The 20,377-nt window shown below is 70.5% G+C and carries 20 protein-coding genes; 8 read left to right on the top strand and 12 right to left on the bottom strand.

The window, feature by feature from the left end:
• Positions 1–376: 376 nt before the first annotated feature.
• Positions 377–1,618, top strand: a complete 1,242-nt coding sequence (locus ACIHCQ_RS21840; RefSeq protein ID WP_399664619.1) for an FG-GAP repeat domain-containing protein — start codon at positions 377–379, stop codon at positions 1,616–1,618.
• A 93-nt stretch (positions 1,619–1,711) separates the two neighbouring features.
• Here the strand turns inward: ACIHCQ_RS21840 and ACIHCQ_RS21845 are convergent, their stop codons facing one another.
• Complete coding sequence (locus ACIHCQ_RS21845) at positions 1,712–3,112, bottom strand: NAD(P)/FAD-dependent oxidoreductase (RefSeq protein WP_399664622.1); 1,401 nt, start codon at positions 3,110–3,112, stop codon at positions 1,712–1,714.
• Positions 3,113–3,295: 183 nt separating this feature from the next.
• Here ACIHCQ_RS21845 and ACIHCQ_RS21850 point away from each other — a divergent pair, with 183 nt between their 5' ends.
• Positions 3,296–3,811 carry a GNAT family N-acetyltransferase gene (locus ACIHCQ_RS21850; protein ID WP_399664625.1) on the top strand — a complete coding sequence of 172 codons (516 nt, stop codon included), beginning with the start codon at positions 3,296–3,298 and terminating at the stop codon, positions 3,809–3,811.
• An 11-nt stretch (positions 3,812–3,822) separates the two neighbouring features.
• Here ACIHCQ_RS21850 and ACIHCQ_RS21855 read toward each other — a convergent pair whose 3' ends face one another.
• Both ACIHCQ_RS21855 and ACIHCQ_RS21860 read right to left on the bottom strand, forming a co-directional pair.
• A complete protein-coding gene (locus tag ACIHCQ_RS21855) occupies positions 3,823–4,830 on the bottom strand; it encodes a zinc-binding dehydrogenase (RefSeq protein ID WP_399664628.1) in 1,008 nt (335 codons plus the stop codon).
• Between the two features lie 95 nt (positions 4,831–4,925).
• Complete coding sequence (locus tag ACIHCQ_RS21860) at positions 4,926–6,104, bottom strand: NAD(P)-binding protein (RefSeq protein WP_399664631.1); 1,179 nt, start codon at positions 6,102–6,104, stop codon at positions 4,926–4,928.
• A 131-nt stretch (positions 6,105–6,235) separates the two neighbouring features.
• Here ACIHCQ_RS21860 and ACIHCQ_RS21865 point away from each other — a divergent pair, with 131 nt between their 5' ends.
• Positions 6,236–6,916, top strand: coding sequence for a pentapeptide repeat-containing protein (locus tag ACIHCQ_RS21865; protein ID WP_399664634.1), 681 nt, complete (start codon positions 6,236–6,238; stop codon positions 6,914–6,916).
• Between the two features lie 54 nt (positions 6,917–6,970).
• Here the strand turns inward: ACIHCQ_RS21865 and ACIHCQ_RS21870 are convergent, their stop codons facing one another.
• A complete protein-coding gene (locus ACIHCQ_RS21870; RefSeq protein ID WP_399665180.1) occupies positions 6,971–7,474 on the bottom strand; it encodes a hypothetical protein in 504 nt (167 codons plus the stop codon).
• A gap of 154 nt (positions 7,475–7,628) precedes the next feature.
• Between ACIHCQ_RS21870 and ACIHCQ_RS21875 the strand changes: the two genes are divergently transcribed.
• Entirely contained in the window at positions 7,629–8,339 is a 711-nt protein-coding gene (locus ACIHCQ_RS21875; RefSeq protein ID WP_399664637.1) for a Uma2 family endonuclease, read from the top strand.
• A gap of 56 nt (positions 8,340–8,395) precedes the next feature.
• A complete protein-coding gene (locus ACIHCQ_RS21880; RefSeq protein ID WP_399664640.1) occupies positions 8,396–9,823 on the top strand; it encodes a M1 family metallopeptidase in 1,428 nt (475 codons plus the stop codon).
• A gap of 83 nt (positions 9,824–9,906) precedes the next feature.
• Here the strand turns inward: ACIHCQ_RS21880 and ACIHCQ_RS21885 are convergent, their stop codons facing one another.
• Positions 9,907–10,482: a TerD family protein gene (locus ACIHCQ_RS21885; RefSeq protein WP_399664643.1), complete on the bottom strand. Its 576-nt coding sequence runs from the start codon at positions 10,480–10,482 to the stop codon at positions 9,907–9,909.
• 173 nt (positions 10,483–10,655) lie between these two features.
• Between ACIHCQ_RS21885 and arfB the strand changes: the two genes are divergently transcribed.
• A complete protein-coding gene (gene arfB / locus ACIHCQ_RS21890; protein WP_399664646.1) occupies positions 10,656–11,120 on the top strand; it encodes an alternative ribosome rescue aminoacyl-tRNA hydrolase ArfB in 465 nt (154 codons plus the stop codon).
• Between the two features lie 25 nt (positions 11,121–11,145).
• On the opposite strand, the gene ACIHCQ_RS21895 is transcribed toward arfB, so the two are convergent.
• The gene (locus ACIHCQ_RS21895; protein WP_399664649.1) at positions 11,146–11,739 is read right to left on the bottom strand and encodes a flavin reductase family protein; all 594 of its coding nucleotides are present in this window, start codon (positions 11,737–11,739) and stop codon (positions 11,146–11,148) included.
• Between the two features lie 261 nt (positions 11,740–12,000).
• Here ACIHCQ_RS21895 and cdgB point away from each other — a divergent pair, with 261 nt between their 5' ends.
• Both cdgB and ACIHCQ_RS21905 read left to right on the top strand, forming a co-directional pair.
• The gene (gene cdgB, locus ACIHCQ_RS21900; RefSeq protein ID WP_399664652.1) at positions 12,001–13,674 is read left to right on the top strand and encodes a diguanylate cyclase CdgB; all 1,674 of its coding nucleotides are present in this window, start codon (positions 12,001–12,003) and stop codon (positions 13,672–13,674) included.
• A gap of 101 nt (positions 13,675–13,775) precedes the next feature.
• Positions 13,776–14,732: a carbohydrate-binding protein gene (locus tag ACIHCQ_RS21905; RefSeq protein ID WP_399664655.1), complete on the top strand. Its 957-nt coding sequence runs from the start codon at positions 13,776–13,778 to the stop codon at positions 14,730–14,732.
• A 156-nt stretch (positions 14,733–14,888) separates the two neighbouring features.
• Here ACIHCQ_RS21905 and ACIHCQ_RS21910 read toward each other — a convergent pair whose 3' ends face one another.
• From ACIHCQ_RS21910 to ACIHCQ_RS21935, 6 genes are all read right to left on the bottom strand, one after another.
• A complete protein-coding gene (locus ACIHCQ_RS21910) occupies positions 14,889–15,299 on the bottom strand; it encodes a hypothetical protein (protein WP_399664658.1) in 411 nt (136 codons plus the stop codon).
• Between the two features lie 70 nt (positions 15,300–15,369).
• Positions 15,370–16,224 (bottom strand): ketose-bisphosphate aldolase, encoded by an 855-nt coding sequence (locus ACIHCQ_RS21915; RefSeq protein ID WP_399664660.1) that lies wholly within the window; start codon positions 16,222–16,224, stop codon positions 15,370–15,372.
• A 33-nt stretch (positions 16,225–16,257) separates the two neighbouring features.
• Complete coding sequence (locus tag ACIHCQ_RS21920; protein WP_399664662.1) at positions 16,258–17,187, bottom strand: 1-phosphofructokinase family hexose kinase; 930 nt, start codon at positions 17,185–17,187, stop codon at positions 16,258–16,260.
• A gap of 67 nt (positions 17,188–17,254) precedes the next feature.
• The gene (gene nagA, locus ACIHCQ_RS21925; RefSeq protein WP_399664665.1) at positions 17,255–18,400 is read right to left on the bottom strand and encodes an N-acetylglucosamine-6-phosphate deacetylase; all 1,146 of its coding nucleotides are present in this window, start codon (positions 18,398–18,400) and stop codon (positions 17,255–17,257) included.
• A gap of 8 nt (positions 18,401–18,408) precedes the next feature.
• Positions 18,409–19,308 carry an ROK family protein gene (locus ACIHCQ_RS21930; RefSeq protein WP_399665183.1) on the bottom strand — a complete coding sequence of 300 codons (900 nt, stop codon included), beginning with the start codon at positions 19,306–19,308 and terminating at the stop codon, positions 18,409–18,411.
• A gap of 159 nt (positions 19,309–19,467) precedes the next feature.
• Positions 19,468–20,361, bottom strand: a complete 894-nt coding sequence (locus ACIHCQ_RS21935; RefSeq protein WP_399664668.1) for an SIS domain-containing protein — start codon at positions 20,359–20,361, stop codon at positions 19,468–19,470.
• Positions 20,362–20,377: the final 16 nt, after the last annotated feature.

The raw sequence follows: 20,377 nt of genomic DNA on the forward strand, positions 1-20,377 counted from the left end.
ACGGTGGCGCGAGTGGTACGGCTCAGACCGTAGAGCCACAGGTACTACTCGTGCTACTCGCAATCTTCCGGCAGCAGTCCAGAACCCCCTCCTGATTGGTGTCCGGATCGTATCGAGGAGAACCGGCGGTCTCCGACCTGCTTGGCGAGGACTCCGGCCTCCTCGTCGAGGACTCGCCCACCATGGGTGCGCTGCGTGCTTTTTTAAATGAGGCCCCGGAACAACCGTTCCGGGGCCTCATGTGTCTAAGCGTCTGCGTCGGGGGGGAAACCTGGCGCTGTTGCGGCAGCAGCTGCCGCTATTCATGAATGGGGCGCGTTTGATGCGCGGATTCTTGGGACAAGGCGTACGACGCTTAGGCGTTGCCGGGGGAACAGTGGCGCTACTGGCCACCGGACTCGTCGGGGCGGGTGGGGCGGCTGCCGCTTCGGCTCCGGCCGCCGCTGGGGCCGAGGGGGATGACAACACCGTCTCGCTCAGCACCCCTGGCCTCGCGGCCGGGGGGAAGGTCACCCACACCGTGACCGTGCACGCCGTCGAGAAGGGCGCGCTGACCGTGCGCTTCCAGACGTCGTTGGAGCAGCGGTCGTGGTACGAGGAGGACCGGTGGACCAACGGGCTCTCGATCAAGGCCGCTGATGGGACGAGTCCAGTCTGCGTGCTCCCGGACGACGTCGTGGAAGAAGCGGTGACCTGCGCGATCCCCGCGGGCGACACCACCATCTCGTACTCCATGAACGCGGCGGTGGGCACGCCCGCGTGGAAGATCAACACCATGGCGTCGTACACCGTGGGGTCGGCCGTCGCGGCCACGGCGAGCAGCGAGTTCGCGGTGCAGAGCACCATTCCGGTGGCGATGGACTACCTGGTCTTCGGCCGCCAGGCGGACGGAAAGCTCTTTGGGAGCAGCGCGTACGGCGTGCACGGCTTGGACCCCGAGTGGGGCGGCATCGCCAGCGGGGAATGGGGTGACTACTCCGCTTTCACCAAGCTCTCCCCGATAACCGTCCGGGGCAAGGGCGGTGACATCGTCGCCCGGGACAAGTCCGGTCACCTCTGGTACATCGAGCTGGTGGCGGGGGCGTACACCAGGTTCAAGGAGCCGGTCGAGGTCGGCAGCGGTTGGGGGGAGTACACCTCGCTGCGTGGTGCCGGGGACCTGACTGGTGACGGGAGGCCGGACCTGATCGCGCGGGACGGTTCGGGGGTGCTGTGGCTGTACCGGGCCACAGGGAACGCCAACAACCGGTTCGAGCAGCGGGTGCGGATCGGTACCGGCTGGAACATCTACGCGTCTCTCACTGGCAGCATCGATGTGACGGGCGACGGCAAGGCCGATCTGATCGGCAAGGACGCGGCCGGCGACCTGTGGCTGTACCAGGGCACGGGCTCCGGGACGACGCCGTTCGGGGCGCGTACGAAGATCGGCAACAGCTGGAACATCTACAACTCGCTCGTGCCGCTCGGCGACATCAACGCCGACGGCCATGCCGATCTGGTCGCTCGGGACAGCGCCGGGGTGATGTGGCTGTACCCCGGAACGGGTGACGCCACGCTGCCCTTCAAGGCGCGGGTTCACGTCCACAGGTACTGGGAGCAGTTCGACGCGCTGATGTAGCTGGTTTAGCGGGTTTAGCTGCGAGAGCTGATCCGGCCGTCGTGGGCGGTGGTACGCGGGGGCCCCGGACGATCCGTCCGGGGCCTCTTCGCACTAGCCGCGGCGGCCCGCTATACGGTCCGCCACGCGCGCGAGGCGGTCCGTCTCCGGCGTTCTCGCGCTCGACTCGCGGCGGTCCGCCATGCGGTACGCCGCGTACAGGCCCCGCACGCCCAGCCAGCGCAGCGGCTCCGGCTCCCAGTTGCGGACCTTGTGGTTCACCCAGGGCAGCGCCGTGAGTTCCGTGGAGCCCGCCTGGCCCGAGTCCTGCTGGATCAGGTCGCGCAGGGTGCGTGCCGCGAGGTTGGCGGTGGCCACGCCCGAGCCGACGTAGCCGCCCGCCCAGCCCAGGCCCGTGGAACGGTCCAGGGTGACCGTGGCGCACCAGTCGCGCGGGACGCCGAGGATTCCCGACCAGGCGTGGTCGATGCGGGCGCCCGCCGTCGTCGGGAAGAGGCGGACCAGGATCTCGCGCAGCGCCTCGATGGTGGCGGGCCGGGTGCGCCCGTCGTTGTCCGTGCGGGAGCCGAAGCGGTACGGGACGCCCCTGCCGCCGAGCGCGATCCGGTCGTCCGCCGTGCGCTGCGCGTACATGTACGCGTGCGCCAGGTCGCCGAGCGTCTCACGGCCGTCCCAGCCGATGGTGTCCCAGACCGACGGCGGGAGAGGCTCCGTCGCGATCATGGAGGAGTTCATCGGGAGCCAGGCGCGCCGGTGGCCCTTCAGTCCCGCCGTGAACCCCTCGGTGCAGCGCAGGATGTACGGGGCGCGAACCGTCCCGTACGGCGTGACCGCGTGCTTGGGCCTGATCTCCGTGACGGGCGTCGACTCGTGGATGGTGACGCCGAGCGCCTCGACGGCCGCCGCCAGCCCCTTGACCAGTTTCACCGGGTGCAGGCGCGCGCCGTGCGGGGTCCAGCTGCCGGCGACGGCCCCCGTGACCCGTACGCGCTCGGCGGTCTCGCGGGCGCCGAGCAGCACGCGGTCCTTCTCGCCGAAGGCGAGCTCGACGGCGTGAAAGGCCCTCAGACGCGCCAGCTGCGCCGGGTTGTGGGCGACTTCGAGGACACCGCCCCGGTGGATGTCCGCGTCGATGCCTTCGGCTACGGCGACCCGTACGACCTCGTCGACGGTGTCGTTCATGGCCTGCTGGAGGCGTACGGCGGCGTCGTGGCCGTGCAGCCTGGCATAGCGGTCGCGGCCCGCGATGCCGTTGTAGAGCCAGCCGCCGTTGCGGCCGGAGGCCCCGTAGCCGCAGAACCTGCCTTCCAGGACGGTGATGTTGAGGAAGGGGACGGCCTTCTTGAGGTAGTACGCCGTCCACAGGCCGGTGTATCCGCCGCCGACGATGCACACGTCCGCGCTCGCATCGCCGGGCAGCGGCTCCCGGGGTAGCGGGGTGCCCTCCCGCGCGTACCAGAACGAGATACCGCCGTTGACAGGAGAGCTGGTCATGAGTTCCTTGCTGCTCCGCTTGAGTGTGTGGGGGGTGGTGGAGGGAGGGTATGGGACGTGATCGAAATTCCGGAAGAGCCGAGTGGCGAGGGGCTGCCCGCGCGGAGCCGCTGGAGAAGCGACAGGTGACCACCGGCCGGACCCTATTGGCACGGCGCGCGGGGCACCGGCCATCCTGACCCCATGACTTCTCATCCCGCCCAGTCCGCCCAGTCCGCCATTCGTCTCGCCACACCCGCCGACGTACCCGAAATCCACCGCATGGTCCGAGAGCTCGCCGAGTACGAGCGGGTCGTGGAGGAGGCCCGGGCGACCGAGGAGCAGCTGCGCGAGGCGCTGTTCGGCGAGCGGCCCGCCGCCTTCGCGCACATCGCGCAGACGCCGGACGGCGAGGTGGCGGGCTTCGCGCTCTGGTTCCTCAACTTCTCGACGTGGCGTGGGGTCCACGGCATTTACCTGGAGGACCTGTACGTACGGCCCACTCTGCGCGGCGGCGGGTACGGCAAGGCGCTGCTGACCGAGCTGGCGCGGATCTGTGTGGAGCGGGGGTACGAGCGCCTCGAATGGGCCGTCCTGAACTGGAACACCCCGTCGATCAACTTCTACAAGTCGCTGGGGGCGAAGCCGCAGGACGAGTGGAGTGTGTACCGGCTGACCGACGAGGCGCTCGCGTCCCTGGGTGCGAAGCCGGGCTTTTAGAAGCCGGGCTCTTAGGGGACGAGGACCACCTTGCCCATCGTGCCGCGCGTCTCCATCGCGCGGTGCGCCGCCGCCGCCTCGGCGAGCGGGAAGCGGTGTACGGCCGGGCGCAGCCGCCCGGACGCGGCCTCGTCCATCGCGCGGGTCTCCAGTACCCGCAGGTCACCGCCCGCCTTTTGGATCATCACCGGGCCCAGTACGCCCTCGGAGGTGATCCCCCGCTCCGCCAGCTCCTCGTCCGTGAAGGTCAGCGGCTTTCCGTCGTGCAGGCTCTCGCCGGACCAGCCGAAGACGATGTGCCTGCCGCCCTTGCCGAGGAGGTCGACGGCCGCCCGGCCGGTCGCCCCGCCCACCGAGTCGAAGACGACGGTGGCGCGCCGCTCGCCGAGGTGGCCGAGGTAGTCGCGGACCTGGTCGGCCCAGTCGTCCTGGGTGTAGTCGACGGCCAGGTCGGCACCGTTCTCGGCGACCCGGGCGATCTTGGCGGGGCCGCCCGCCAGGCCGATGACGAGGGCGCCGGCGTTCTTCGCGTACTGGACGAGGAGCGTGCCGATGCCGCCGGCCGCCGCCGGGACGATGGCGATGTCGCCGGGGCCCAGCTCGGTGAATTGCAGGATGCCCATCGTCGTACGGCCCGTCCCGATCATCGCGACGGCCTCGGCCTCGTCCAGACCGGCGGGGATCTCGTGGAGTCTGGCGGCATCGGTGACGGCGAGCTCTGCGTAGCCGCCGGGGACCATGCCGAGGTGGACGACGACGCGCTTGCCGAGCCAGCTCGGGTCCGTGTTTTCGCCGAGCGCGTCGACCACGCCCGCCACCTCGCGGCCGGGGATGGTGGGCAGTTCCACGGGGGCGGGGTAGGGGCCGGTCATGCCCTCGCGCAGGGTGGCGTCGAGGAGGTGGACGCCGGCCGCGGCGACGGCGATCCGCACCTGTCCGGGGCCGGGGACGGGGTCGTCGGCCCGCTCGTAGGTCAGGTTTTCGGCGGGGCCGAAGGCGTGGAGGCGGATGGCGTGCATGGCGGGCTCCCGGTGTTCGTCGCGTGTTCTCGTAGCAGTCGGAGCGGCTACGAGCGGCTACGTGGAACACCTTTCAACCTCAAGTTCGCTTGAGGTCAAGCGGTTCCTGCCGCTGTTCGGCGGCGCGCCGGGCTGATGGTGCGCAGGGCGAGGGTGGCCGCCGCCACACCGCTGTTGAACGACACCTCGGAGAGCAGCCCGGGTGCCGCGACCTGATCGCCCGCGAGGTAGACCCCCTGGCCCCGGTCGATGGCGGGCCGGTCCCGCCAGGTGGCGCCCGGCCGGTCGACCGCGCCGGTACGGCCGTGCGCGAGGGCCTCGCGCCGCCAGACGGTACGTTCGCGCCAGCCGGGGAAGCCCAGGTCGAGCAGGGTCTCGGCGTGCGCGGTGCCGTCCGCCTTGGACTCGTGCGGGGCGAGGGGCAGCTGTCCCTGGATGAGCTGCACCCCCGCCGGGGCGAGGGTGCGGTCCTGGGCGGTGAACCGTTCCAGCCAGCCGGGGGCGTCGAGGTCGGAGACGACGAACGGGTCGCCTCTGCGCGTACGTATCGCCAGGTCGATCAGCGCCGTACGGCCGCTGTCCCAGCGCAGCGTGTCGTCGCCGAGGAGCCGGCGGGCCGCGTCGAGGTGCGTCGCCACGATGACAGGGCCGTGGCCCTCGGGGAGCGCGTCGACGCGCGATGTGGTCTCGATGCGTACGCCCAGGTCCCGGGCGTGGGTGGCCATCCGGTCGATGACCTCGCCCCAGCCGCCGCGCGGGTAATGCGCCTCGGGCGGGAGCGCGGTGGCGCGCCGCAGCCGTTCCTGGACGAACGCGGCGGAGAGCGAGCCGGGGTCGTGGTGGAAGAGCGCGACACCCATGTAGTGGGCGGCGGCGCGGGCACCCGCGACGCCGGCCTCGCCCGTGGCCCAGGTCAGGAAATCGACGTCCACCGGGGCCTGTCCGGCCCTTCGGCGGCCCAGCTTGAGCAGGGCGAGGGGCGGGAGGCGGCGGAGCGCGCCGTCGCGGCGGAAGCGGAACCGGAGGCCTTCGAGGGGCGGCAGGACCGCCATCGGGCCGAGCAGGCCGCGACGGCGGAGCCAGGTCCAGTGGGGTCCGCGGCGGTAGAGGGCGTGCGGACCCTCGTTGGTCCGGTATGGGCCTTCGCTGGTGCGCGCCCGGCCGCCGAGGGTGTGGTGAGCTTCGTACAGGGACACTCCGGCGCCGGACTCGGCCGCGGTGATCGCGGCGGTGAGCCCGGCGAAGCCGCCGCCGACGACGGTGATCTCGTGCATCGCTGTCTCTCCCCTCGTCGCTTACGAAGATACGAACGTGAGACGGATCGCGGGCTCTGGTGTGTGACATCGGGCGTGGCCGGGCTGTTGGTGGCCGGGGTGTTGTCAGTGGGAGGGGCCACGATGGGGACATGGCACTCAGGAAGAAGGTCCCCGGTACGGCCACGAGGTCGGCGCGGCTGCCGGAAGTGCGGTTGCCGCGGCTCATCCCGTACGACGGCGGTGGTCTGCAGCCGGACGGCGATTACGACGGCCTGGAGTTCCAGGGCGTCGATCTGCGCGGGCAGTCGGGACGTGGCGCGCGCTTCATCGACTGCGCGCTGCGGGAGTGCGCGCTGGACGAGACGGATCTGCTGAACGCCCGGTTCGTCGACTGTGTGCTCAGCGGCGTACGGGGTGTGGGGACCGGTCTCGCGGGCGCGTCGCTGCGCGATGTGGAGGTGAGGGACGCGCGGCTGGGCGGGACGCAGCTGCACGGAGCCGTGCTGGAGCGGGTGCTGATCAGGGGCGGGAAGATCGACTATCTGAATCTCCGGACGGCGAAGCTGAAGGACGTCGTCTTCGAGGGGTGTGTCCTGTCCGAGCCGGATTTCGGGGGCGCGGTGCTGGAGCGGGTGGAGTTCCGGGACTGTGTACTGCGGCGGGTGGACTTCAGCGCGGTACGGCTCAAGGACGTGGATCTGCGGACGGTCGCCGAGCTGGACATAGCGCGGGGCGTGGAGCGGCTGGCGGGCGCGGTGATCAGCCCGGCCCAACTGCTGGAGCTGGCACCGGCGTTCGCGGCGCAGATCGGGGTGCGGGTGGAGGGGTGAGGGGTGAGGGGTGAGGGGTGAGGGGTGAGGGGTGAGGGAGGAAGGCGCCGGTGTTTATCCGGGCAGGCGCGGGAAGCGGGCCTGGAGGTCCCAGACCACCGGGTTGTCGGCGAGGCCCTCGTGCATGTCGGAGAGGTCCGCGATCAGGTCGTGCAGAAAGTCGCGGGCCTCACGGCGCAGCTCGGTGTGGCTGAAGGTGAGCGGCGGCTCGTCGCCCGGCATCCAGTCGGCCTCCACGTCCACCCAGCCGAAGCGCCGCTCGAAGAGCATCCGGTCGGCGGACTCGGTGAAGTCGAGCTCGGCGCGCTGGGGCTTGGCGGCGCGGCTGCCGAGGGGGTCGCGGTCGACGCGCTCGACGATGTCGCACAGCGCCCAGGCGAAGTCCAGCACCGGCACCCATCCCCAGGCTGTGGAGACCTCGCGGTCCTTCTTGGTGTCCGCGAGGTAGACGTCGCCGCAGAAGAGGTCGTGGCGCAGCGACTGGACGTCCGCGCGGCGGTAGTCGGTCTGCGGGGGGTCGGGGAAGCGGCGGGAGAGGGAGTAGCCGATGTCGAGCACGTAGCCGATGGTGTCATGGGCGGGGCGATGACCCCACCGGACGGCTCTGGCCTGCGAAAACGCCACGCTCACACGTTCGGGTGAACGATTCCCGGATGTGGCCGCGCGTTGCGGCCTACGCTGGCAGTGTCGCTCTGCGCGAAGGAGGTACACCGTGGCACTGCCCGTTCCCCAGTACGAGTACGAGTACGACTACGAGACGGACGAGATCAGGCCCGTTGAGCCGGCGCCCGAGCCCCCGGAGGACCTTGAGGTCTGCGGTGCCGCGGACGACGGATCCGATTACTGGCTCCTGCTGCGGTCTCTCAAGGGCCGGGTCCCTGCCATGGGTGTGGAGCAAGCCTTCGACGTGTTCAGTGCGGTCGCCCCTGAGGGGTGGCGCGTGGAATTGATCGAAGGGGATATTCACGTGACGCCTCCCGCCAATGGCGAGCATGAGGAGATCGTGTCCGAGGTAAGTGGCCAGCTGCCTCCCAGCCGCAAGAAGCAGGGGCTGAGAATCTTCACCGGAATCGGCCTCAACGTGCCGGGCGGCAGCAAGAGCGGTCACGTCGAACCGGACATCGTGATCGCGCCGAAGGGCAGCTTCGCCAACGAGGAGTACTACCACGACCCCGCAAAGGTGCTGCTCGTCGCCGAGGTCACCTCGCACTCCACCGCCGAGAACGACCGAGCCAAGAAGATCCTCGGCTATGCCCGTGCGGGCATCCCCGTCTATCTGCTCATCGACCGGCTGGCGGCCGAGATCCTCGTGTACTCCCAGCCCGAGGGTGACCTCTACACGCGCAAGGTCGCCTACGAGTTCTCCGAGACGATCCCGCTCCCCGAGCCACTCGGCTTCGATCTCGACGCCTCCGAGTTCTGACGACCCGCCGCCGAACCCTGGCCCCGTGAACACCGGCCCTGCATAAGATCAAGCGCGTGGATCAGCGCTCGCTCATACGTGCCGCAGTGCCCGCCCTCGCCCTGCTGCTTCTCGGGGGCCTCACCGGCTGTACGGACGACAGCCAGGACCCGCAAGGCCAGGACGTGCACGGCACTCCGGGCGCGACCGGCGTGAGTGATCCGTACTTCGCGGGACTCGGCAACGGCGGATACGACGTCCAGCACTACGCCCTCACCCTCGACTACGACCCCAAGACGCGCCGTCTCAAGGGAACCGCCGAGATCACCGCCCGCGCCACCCAGGATCTGAGCGCCTTCAACCTCGACCTGCACGCGATGACGGTCGACAGCGCCACCGTCGACGGCGAGAAGGCCACCGCCGACCACTCCGGCGACGAGCTGAGGCTGCGACCGCGCCATGACCTCGGCAAGGGCAAGACCTTCCGCACCGTTGTGCGCTACTCCGGCGAACCGCAGAAGATCACCGACGCGGACGATGCGGAGGAAGGCTGGCTGAAATCCAGAACCGGGGACGACACGCTCGCGGTCGGCGAGCCCGCCGGGTCCATGGCCTGGTTCCCCGGCAACAACCACCCCAGCGACAAAGCCACGTACGACATCGCCGTCACCGTGCCGAAGCGGTTGCAGGCCATCTCCAACGGAGAGTTGCGGAGCCAACGCACGGCGGGCGCGCGCACCACCTTCAGCTGGAAGTCGAAGGAGCCGATGGCGACGTACCTCGCCACGCTCGCCATCGGCGCGTACGACCTGAAGCCGTCCCGTACCCCCTCGGACATCCCCGTCCTCACCGCCGTCGATCCGTCCGTGGCCGCCGACAGCGCCGAGGTGCTCGCTGAGCTCCCCGAGATCATGGAGTGGGCGGTGGACAACTTCGGCCCGTACCCCTTCTCCTCCGTCGGCGCGATCGTCGTGCCGGAGGATGAGGTCGGCTACGCCCTGGAGACCCAGACCCGGCCCGTCTTCCCCCTGGACCAGCTCGACGTCACGACGCTCGTCCATGAGATCGCGCACCAGTGGTACGGCAATTCCGTGACCCCGGAGTCCTGGAAGGACATGTGGCTCAACGAGGGCTTCGCCACCTACGCGGAGTGGATCTGGGCCGAGGACTATGAGGACACCCCGGCCCAGGAGAGCTTCGACGCGGCCTTCGCCGACGAGGAGGAGAGCGGCGTCTGGGACTTCGCGCCCGCCGATCCGCCCTCCGCGGCGCAGATCTCCGACTCTCCCGTGTACCAGCGCGGCGCGATGGTCCTGCACAAAATCCGGCAGGAGGTCGGCGAGGACCTCTTCTACGACATCGTGGAGGGGTGGGCGACGACCTACCGCCACGCCAACGCCTCCACCGCGGACTTCACGGCCTACGTGGAGAAGAAATCCGGCAAGGACCTCGACGAGCTGTGGAAGACCTGGCTGTACGGCAAGGCCAAGCCCGCAACGCCGTGAGACCGGGCCTTGAGACCGGAGAGGAGCCCCCGGCGCGCGGCCGGAGGCTCCTCTCTGGATCGGTTACCCGCCTACGACGTACGTCAGAGGTTGACGCCGAAGTCGCGGGCGATGCCCTCAAGACCCGAGGCGTACCCCTGGCCGACGGCGCGGAACTTCCACTCCGCGCCATTGCGGTAGAGCTCGCCGAAGACCATTGCGGTCTCGGTGGCGGCGTCCTCGCTCAGGTCGTAGCGCGCGAGCTCGGCGCCGCCCGCCTGGTTGAGGATGCGGATGTACGCGTTGCGCACCTGCCCGAAGTTCTGGCTGCGGTTCACCGCGTCGTAGATCGAGACCGGGAAGACGATCTTGTCCACGTCGGCCGGCAGACCCGCCAGGTTGACGTTGATCTGCTCGTCGTCGCCGCCGCCCTCGCCGGTGCGGTTGTCACCGGTGTGGACGATGGTCTGGTCCGGCGTGGCCTTGTTGTTGAAGAAGACGAAGTGGGCGTCGGACGCCACCTTGCCGCCGGGGTTCACGCCGATGGCGGACGCGTCGAGGTCGAAGTCGGTGCCGGTGGTGGTGCGGACGTCCCAGCCGAGGCCGACCGTGACGGCGGTGAGGCCCGGGGCCTCCTTGGTGAGCGAGACGTTGCCGCCCTTGGACAGGCTTACTGCCATGGGAAGTCCCCTTCAAGATCGAGTGTGCGGGCTTCGAGCGCTCCCGAAGCTACCGTCACCCGTACTAACGCGAGCGGGGGACCGCCAGGTTCCGCGCGTCTTTACTTTCTTTACCCGGCTCCATCCGGGAAAAGCGGGTGACGCGAACAGCGTGCGCACGCGACCATGGGGGCATGTCCGGGACCCAACCCCATCGGGGGTCCGGGGGTCGCACCCCGGGTAAGCACATCATCCGCGGCTCGGTCTCCTTGCCGGAGTCCGAGCTCATGTGGCGGTTCTCACGTTCGTCGGGACCCGGCGGCCAGCATGTCAACACCAGCGACTCGCAGGTGGAGCTCCGCTTCGACGTCGCCAGGACCGAGGCGCTGCCGGAGGTCTGGAAGGACCGTGCGCTGGAGCGGCTGGCGGGCAAGCTGATCGACGGGGTGATCTCCGTACGCGCGTCGGAACACCGTTCCCAGTGGCGCAACCGCGAGACGGCCCTGGTCCGCCTCGCCGCCCTCATCGCCGAGGCGACCGCGCCGCCGCCACGGCCGCGGCGGGCCACCAAGATCCCGCGCGGCATCAATGAGCGGCGGCTGCGGGAGAAGAAGCAGCGCGCCGAGACCAAGCGCGGCCGCACCGGCCGCGACTGGTAGTCGGCCCCTCGGCAGGCCCAGGCCCTCAGCCCAACTGGCGGTACCGGCCCCGGAAGTACGTCAGCGGGCCGCCGTCCGCGCTCCCCACGCCGGCCGCCAGGACCCGCCCGATCACCAGCGTGTGGTCACCCGCCTCGATCCGCTGCTCCGTACGGCACTCCAGCGTCGCCAGCGCGCCCCTGACCAGCAGCGCCCCGGACACCTCACCCCTGGCGTACGGAATGTCCTCGAACAGCAGCCGGTCGCTGAGCCGCCCCTTCATCGCGAACCGCCCCGCGATGTGCCGCTGGCTCTCCGAGAGCACCGAGACACCCCACAGCGGCTGCTCATCCAGCAGGTCGTCCATGCGTGAGCCGTTGCGCAGGCTCACCACCACCAGAGGCGGGTCCAGCGACACCGACATGAAGGCGGTCGCGGTCATGCCCGCGTCCTCGCCGCCGCGCGGGCCCGCGTCGGCGTCGTGCGCGGTCACCAGCACCACGCCCGCGGCCAGCCGGGACATGGCAGCGCGGAATTCCTCGTCACTCACCCCCTCAGCATGGGCTATCGCGACAAGGGCGGAAGTTTGAGGCGTTTGCAACACGCGAGGAACGCTAATCCCGGCGCCCGCGACTCGCATCGGGCCAGGGGACCAGGCAGGTCCTAGGACCAGTACCCAGTACGCTCGCCAACGGGCCAGTCGTACGCCAGGGGCGCTCGTACCGGATTTCGCGACTCTTCGTAACTCTTCACCACCAGATGTGACTTGAGTCACAGAGCGCATTATTTGTTGACCCTGTGTACCGACCGCACAGCTCGCTGTGATTCAGTGGCCGTCGTAGCGGGACAGTGCGCCAAGACCCTGGAGTTGTTGCTGTCGAGGTCTCGGGGGGAGTGAGCAATGGCGGAGACCGAGTCGGAGCCGTACGTCCGTCTTGCGACCCTGCGGCAGCTGCACCAGGCCGTCGCGGAGCTCAACACCGCCCGCAGCCTGGCCGACACCCTGCAGACCGTCGCCGACGGCATCGTCTCGGGACTCAGCTACGAGCTCGCCTGCGTCAATCTCGTACGGCCCGACGGTGACCTCGTCGTCGCGGCGTTCGCGGGCAGCGCCGCCGCGGAAGCCCTGATCACCGGGCGGGTGGGCTCCCGCTCCTCCTGGGAGAAGCGGCTCACCATGGGCGAGGCCTGGGGCGAGCTCCGCTTCATCCCGCACACCGAGGGCTGGGTCCTCATAGAGGACGACGTCCCGCAGTGGCACACGGAGGGCCCCGACCCCCGTTTCGAGGACGAGTGGCATCCGCAGGACCGCCTCTACGCCCCCATGTACGCGTCCACCGTCCGCGGCGGCGGCGACCGCGAACGCCGCCGTGAGCTGCTCGGCGTCATCTCCGTCGACCGGCCGCGCAACGGCCGCAGGCCGGGAAGCTGGGGCCAGGAAGCACTCCAGATGTACGCCTCCCAGTCCGCGATCGCGATCAGCAACGCCCGGCTGCGGGCGAACATGCAGCGCGCCCTGGTCCGGCTGGAGCGCGAGCAGCAGGCCCTGCGCGCCAGCGAGGAGTCCTTCCGGCAGGCCTTCGAGTACGCGCCCAGCGGCATGGCCATCGCCGAGATGGGCGGCGACCAGCACGGCAGACTGCTGCGCACGAACGACGCCCTGTGCCGCCTGCTCTCCCGCCCCGCCTCCGCGCTACGGCGCTTCGCCTTCGCCGACCTCGTCCACCCCGAGGACGTCGGCACCCTGCTGCGCACATCCGCCGAGGGCGGTCGCGCCGAGCTGCGTCTGGGCCGCCGGGACGGGACGTACGTCTGGGTCTCGCTGCGCAACTCCGTCGTCGCGGACACCGCCGACGGGCCGCGTTTCCTGCTCACGCACGTCGAGGACATCGAGGATCGCAAGCGCCACGAGCTCCAGCTCGCGCACCGGGCCAGCCATGACGCGCTCACCGGGCTGCCCAACAGCGCCGAGCTGCGCGCCCGGCTCAGCTCCCGGCTGTGCCCGCGGCCGTTGGCGAGGCGCGAGACGGCCGTCGAAGCGCTGGACGCCGCGTACGAGAACGACGGCGAGCGCAACTACCGCCGCCGCGACGACAGCCCCGAGCTCGGGGCCGCCGGTCTGCCGTTCGACCACCATGTGCACATGGTCGCGCCCGCCGACGACGTGGACGACGGTACGAAGGGACTCGCGGTTCTCTTCTGCGACCTGGACGGCTTCAAGTCGATCAACGACCGGTACGGGCACCAGACGGGCGACGCCGTACTGGTCGAGGTCGCGCGGCGGCTCACCACCGGCGTGCGCGACAACGACACCGTCGCCCGGCTCGGCGGTGACGAGTTCGTCGTCCTGGCCGACGGCCTCGGCGCGGCCGACGCCGCTGACCTGGCCGTACGCCTGCGGAACGCGATCATCCTGCCGATCCGGGTCGACGGTCGAGGGGTCCGCGTCGGGGCCAGCTTCGGCATCGGATGGGCGAGCTGCGGGATGACCGTGGAGGAAGTCCTGCAATCCGCGGACCAGCGGATGTATATCGAGAAACGATCTCGGGCGAAGGTGCACCGGCGGGCGGGCTGAGCCGGAGGCTGAGGCAAACGCCAACCTTTTGGGCGCCCCGAAGCGCGGTAGGCTCGCCCACGTCGGCGATGTGCTGACGACATGGTGAGGAGTGACCAGGGATGACGGCCGCGAACAACGGCGCGAGCACGCCTGAGGACGACGACCCGTTCGGCTACCTGTACGAGGACGGGATGGCAGCGGGTGCCACACCGCCCGGTCAGGGCCGCGGTTACGGCTACCCGGGTCCCGCTTCGCAGCCGGGGGTCCCCAGAACCTCGTACAACCAGGTACGGACTGTCGGCGAGCGCCAGTACGGCCAGCAGGTCCCGCAGCAGCAGGCTCAGCAGGGTTACCCGGGCCAGCCGCCCGCGCAGTACGCGGCTCCCGAGACGTACCCCGGCGGCCCGCCCAACCGCCAGGTCCCCCCCCAGCACGGCGGTGGCGGCGGAGGGCGTGGCCCCAACACCAAGGGCCTGCTGATCGGCGCGATAGCGGTGGTCGCGGTGGTCGTGATCGGCATCACGGCGGCGCTGCTGTCGAACGTCGGCGACGACGACAAGACGGACGGCACGGCGGGCGGCGCGACCGGCACGCCGACCGCGGGCGCGTCGGTGAAGCCGAGCGAGACGCCGTCCACGTCCGAGGAGCCGTCGGAGGGGCTGCCGCAGCAGGACGCCGCGACGCTGCGGCTGGGCGGGCCGGCGCGGCTCGGCAAGGACGTAACAGGCGCAAAGGGCGCGGGCGGCGCGTACGTGATGTTCAACGGCGTCGGCGGATCCGCCAGCTGGTCGGTGAACGTGCCCGCCGCCGGCGAGTACACGATGTTCATCACGTACGGCGTGCCGGGCAAGGACGCCAAGACCTCGCTCACGATCAATGGCGGTAAGCCCCGGGAAATCAATATGTCCAACTTCTCGAAGGCCGCGGAGGGCGACTGGGAGAAGGGCTGGACGCGCACCTACGCCTACGTCAACCTCGACAAGGGCAAGAACGACCTGAAGATCTCCTGCGAGCCGGGCAATCAGTGCGAGGCGTACCTCGACCAGGTCAGGCTGGAGCAGGGCCACAAGGGCTGATGAGAATCCGCTTCGGATACACCGACGCTCCTCGCGCCTAGGCTTGGTCTCGCGGTACGCAAGGAACGTCGTACGTCGTGAATCATCAGCTGCGACTATCCCTCATTAGGTGTAGTCGCAGCTGATGCTGGTGCGAATTTTTTCTCGCGGATCAGCCTACGTCCAGGCTGCGCAATTATTCACCATGGTGCTGCCTGAGAAGCGTCCCACTTGTACTCCGCCATCGAAAATTCCGGCACTATCCGAAGCGGTTGTTGTCCATGTCTTCCTGGTGCCAGATCCGTCATTGTTTGCCCGCCAGGGCCAGTACTTGATACTGCCATGCGTATTCTTGGAAATGAAGCGAACTCTCACTTGGCGATTGTCTGCTGCAAGGTCTGCAACGCTAATAGTGATGGTGACCGTGGTGCCCGGACCATGCCAGTTCTTTATGACCACGTCTCCCTGGGCGCCGGTGGTCTCGCAATCTCTATACTCCGGTTCCACGGCCTGTGCGGGGCTCGATATCGATATCGCGAGGGCCAGTGAGCACATGGTCGTACTTAACGCGGCGATCTTTTTCTTCACGTAATTCACCTTTCGTTGAATGAGTGTGCGAATGTTGAGCGTGCACGGTCATGGGTGTTGATGCAGCTGTTTACGTCGCCATGAGAATGCTCAGGAAACCCGCCACCGTCCCGGTCATCGCCACACGTGCCGGGACGAGGTATTTCCGGGGGTCGACCGTCGTCGGGTTGGCCTCCAGGAAGGCCCGCACCGCGCCCGTGAACGCTGTGTTCAGGGCCGTACCGACGTTGATTTTGACCATGCCGGCCGCGATCGCCCGCCGGAGCTCGTCGTCCGGGACGCCCGACGAGCCGTGCAGGACCAGCGGCACGGGCACCGCGTCCCGCAGGCGGCCGATCAGGGCGTGGTCCAGGGTCGCCGTGCGCCGGGTCATCGCGTGGGACGAGCCGACCGCGACGGCCAGCGCGTCCACGCCCGTGGCGGCGACGTAGGCCGTGGCCTCGGCCGGGTCCGTACGAACGCCCGGGGTGTGGGCGTCGAGCGGCGGCTCGCCGTCCTTGCCGCCCACCTTGCCGAGCTCCGCCTCGACCCAGATGCCGCGCTCGTGGCCCCAGCGCACCGCGTCCGCCGTGACCTTGACGTTCTCGTCGTACGGCAGCTTCGAGGCGTCGAACATCACCGAGCCGAAGCCTTCGTCGGCCGCCGCCCGCAGCAGGTCCACGGAGACGACATGGTCGAGGTGGAGCGCGAGCGGGGCGGTGGACGCGCGGGCGACGGCGGTGGTGGCGGCGGCGATCGCGGAGAGGTTTCCGCCGTGGAACTTCACGGCGTTCTCCGATATCTGGAGGATCGCGGGCACGCCCGCCCGCTCGGCCCCGGCGGCGATCGCCTCCGCGTGCTCCAGGGTGATGACGTTGAACGCGGCGACACCGCGCCCGTCGGCTGCCGCGGCCGAGACGAGTTCGCCAGTGGTGACGAGTGGCATGGGGCCCCCTGGTGTGGTTGGTGCGCCGGCTTCTTACGCCGCCGCCGGTCGCTCGGTCACCGCGATGCGCGGCAGCAACTCCTCGTACAACCCCCTGTCGTACTCGCCCGCCGCCGGCGCCGCCACGGTCGCCGCCGACAGCGCCACCGCGCGCGCCAGCCGCCGCGGCCACGGAAGCCGCTCCACCAGCCCCGAGAGCAGCCCGGCCACCGCCGAGTCGCCCGCGCCCGTCGGGTTGCCCCGCACGGGCTCCGGCGGGACCGCCTGCCAGACGCCCTCCGCCGTGACGGCCAGCAGCCCTTCAGGGCCGAGCGAGGCCACCACGGCGTGCGCCCCGCGGCGGCGCGCGTCGTGGGCGGCGCGCACGGGTTCGCGGGAGCCGGTGAGCTGGGCCAGTTCCTCGGCGTTGGGCTTGACCAGGTCGGGGCGGGCGGCGATGGCGCGGCGCAGGGGCTCGCCGCTGGTGTCGAGGAGCACGGGGACGGCCGCGGCCCTGGCCCGGCGGACCAGTTCCGCGTACCCGCCCACCTGGACGCCGGGCGGCAGGCTTCCGCACAGGGCGACGGCTTCGGCTCCCTCCCGCAGGAGGGAGCCGTACGTGCCGAGGAAGGCGGCCCACTCCTCGGGCGTGACGGTGGGGCCGGGCTCGTTCAGCTGGGTCGTGTCGCCGCTCGCGTCGTCCACGACCGCGAGCGTACGGCGGGTCGTCCCGGCGATCGGGACGAGCGCGTCGCGTGGCCCGAGCGGGGCGAGCAGCTCGCGCAGCACGGCTCCGGTGGGGCCGCCCGCGAAGCCGGTGACGACGCTCTCGTGGCCGAGCGAGCTCAGCACGCGCGCGACGTTGATGCCCTTGCCGCCGGGGCGTTCGCGGACCTCACTGACGCGGTGGCTGCGGTGTGGGACCAGGGCGGGGACGCGGTACGTGAGGTCGAGGGCGGTGTTGAGCGTGACTGTCAGGATCACCCGCGAAACCCCCGGAGGACGCTCGTTTGCCGTGCTCTGATCGTGCCAAACCCGCCGGACGGCGGCCCTACGGCTCGACCACCCACACGCCCTTGCGCATCACACCCTTGAGCGCGAACTCCGCGTCCAGAACAACCAGGTCGGCGTCCTTCCCCGGCTCCAGCGACCCCACCTTGTCGTACGCGCCCAGCAGCTTCGCCGGATTGGCCGAGATGGCTCGTACGACGTCCTCCACCGGCAGCCGGTCGATCGTGACCGCGCGCCGGAACGCGGTGTCCAGCGTGAGCGTGGACCCGGCGATCGAACCGCCCTCCACCAGCCGGGCGACACCTTCCTTGACCTCGACCGCGAGCGGCCCGAGCTGGTACTGGCCGTCGCCGAAGCCCGCCGCGTCCATCGCGTCCGTGATGAAGGCGACCCGGCCCGCGCCCGCGCGGTGGAAGGCGAGCTCCAGGGCCGCGGGGTGCAGATGCGTACCGTCGTTGATCAGCTCGACCGTGACCCGCTCGTCCTCCAGCAGCGCGGCGATGGGTCCCGGCGCGCGGTGGCCGAGCGCGGGCATCGCGTTGAACAGGTGCGTCGCCACGGTCGCGCCAGCCTCGATGGCCTCGACGGTCTGCTCGTACGTCGCGTCCGTGTGCCCGACGGCGGCGATCACTCCGTGCTCGGCGAGCAGGCGTACGGAGTCGATGCCGCCGGGCAGTTCGGTGGCCAGGGTCACCATCCGTGCCGTACCGCGGGCCGCGTCGATCAGTTTCCTGACCTCCGACGGGTCGGGGTGGCGCAGCAGCGCCTCGCTGTGCGCGCCCTTGCGGCAGGGCGAGATGAACGGCCCCTCGAAGTGGATGCCCGCCAGATCGCCCTGTTCGACCAGTTCGGACAGCAGACCGGCGCGCTGGGCGAGGAAGTCCATCTCGCCGGTGACGGTGGAGGCGACGAGGGTCGTCGTGCCGTGCTCGCGATGGGTCCGTACGCCCTTGAGTACGTCGTCCACGGTCCCGGAGGTGAAGGAGGCGCCGCCGCCGCCGTGGTTGTGGATGTCCACGAAGCCGGGCACGACCCAGTGCCCGGACAGATCACGCGAGGGTGCCCCGGCCGGCGCGTCGGCGGCGAGCTTCGTTCCCCTGACCACGATCCGGCCGTTCTCGACGGTCCCGGTCGGCAGCACCACCCGGGCGCCGGTCAGGATGGTGTCGTCGGCGCGTGCGGCCATTAGGGCCATTAGGTGGTTACCTCCGAGTCGGTGGCGAGCAGATCCCAGGCGAGCAGTCCCGCGCCCAGGCAACCTGCCGTGTCCCCGAGGGCGGCGGGGACGATGGCGGGCACCTTCTGGAACGTGACGCGCTCCTTGACCGTGGCCCGCAGTGGTGTGAACAACGTTTCCCCGGCTTCGGCGAGACCGCCACCGATGATCAGGGTGCGCGGATCCAGCAGGGTGAGCGCGGTGACGAGCCCGGCGGCGAGCGCGTCGACGGCGTCGTGCCATACCCGTACGGCCCGTTCGTCACCGGAGTCGGCGGCCTTCGCGCAGTCGGCGGCGTTGGCGTCCGGGTCGCCGGAAGCGGCGGCCCAGGCGCGGGTCACGGCCGCCGCGGAGGCGAGGGTTTCGAGGCAGCCGCGCTGTCCGCAGCCGCAGTCGGGCCCGTCGGGGCGTACGACGATGTGGCCGATCTCGCCCGCGTATCCGTGGGCGCCCGCCTCGATCCGCCCGGCGAAGCCGATGGCTCCGGCGATCCCGGTGCCGAGCGCCACGAAGAGGAACCGGTCGGCGCCCCTGCCCGCCCCGATCCGGCCTTCGGCGAGCCCGCCGGTGCGTACGTCGTGCCCGAGGGCGACGGGCACGCCGCCGAGCCGCTCGGTGAGCAGATCGCGCAGGGGTACGTCGCGCCAGCCGAGGTTGGCGGCGTAGACGGCGACGCCCCGGTCGGCGTCCACGATGCCGGGGACGGCGACGCCCGCGGCGAGCGCGGACTCACCGAGGTGTGCGGAGCCGTACGCGCGCAGCTCGCCCGCGAAGCCGAGGATCGACTCGACGACGGCGTCGGGCCCGCGCTCGCGCCCGGTGGCGCGCCGGGTCTCGTACAGCAGCGCGCCGTCCACGCCGACGAGGGCGGCCTTCATGCCGGTGCCGCCCACATCGAGGGCGATGACGTGTCTCACCCGGACAGTCTGGCGTGTACGGACGGAGAGGTCTAGTCCACTGCGATGAATAGTTGCGGGCGCATACAAAAAGGCGCGGAGGCGCCCGCCATGCGGCTCACGACTGAACGCGCGGCAGGATCACGCCAGAATCACGCTGCGGGACAGGTTCCTCGGCCGGTCCGGGTCGTACCCCTTCGCCTCGGCCAGCGTCACCGCCAGCCGCTGCGCCCGGATCAGATCCGCCAGCGGATCCGACTCCTGGCGCGCCACCAGCGTGCCGCCCACCCTCGCCACATCCGCCGACAGGCCCTCGGGCAGCGCGCCGAAGACCCACGCGACCCGCCCAGGACCGGTGATCGAGATCGGGCCGTGGCGGTACTCCATCGCCGGGTACGACTCCGTCCACGCCCCCGCCGCCTCCCGCATCTTCAGCCCCGCCTCCAGCGCGAGGCCGTACGTCCAGCCGCGCCCCAGGAACGTCCACTGCTCCGCGCCCACCACCGCCTCCGGCAACGGCTCGGTGACCGCGAGCTCCGCGTCGACGGCCGCGTCGGCGACCGGCTTGACGCCCTCGACCGGACCGAGACCGGCCCGCAGGAACGCCAGCGCCGTCGTCGCGAACCGGGTCTGGACGACCGACTCCTCGTCCGCCCAGTCGAGCACCGCCACCGCGTCCGCCGCCCGCATCACGGGCGTCGTCGGGTCGGCGGTCAGGGCCAGCGTGCGGACCGTGCCGCGCAGCGCGCCGAGCAGGTCGAGCACCTCCGTCGTCGTACCGGAGCGGGTGATCGCGACGACCCGGTCGTAGGACCGGCCCACCGGGAACTCGGATGCCGCGAACGCGTCGGTTTCGCCCTGTCCGGCCGCCTCCCGCAGCGCGGCGTACGCGATCGCCATGAACCACGACGTGCCGCAGCCGATGACGGCGACACGCTCACCCGGCTCCGGCATTCCCTCGAAAACGGCGGCGGCATCGGCCGCTCTCCGCCAGCAGGCGGGCTGGGTGGCTATCTCTGCCGCGGTACGGGACATACGCCAAGTCCTCCCA

The sequence above is a fragment of the Streptomyces sp. NPDC052236 genome (genome assembly GCF_044548015.1).
In the GTDB taxonomy this organism is placed as follows: Bacteria; Actinomycetota; Actinomycetes; order Streptomycetales; family Streptomycetaceae; genus Streptomyces.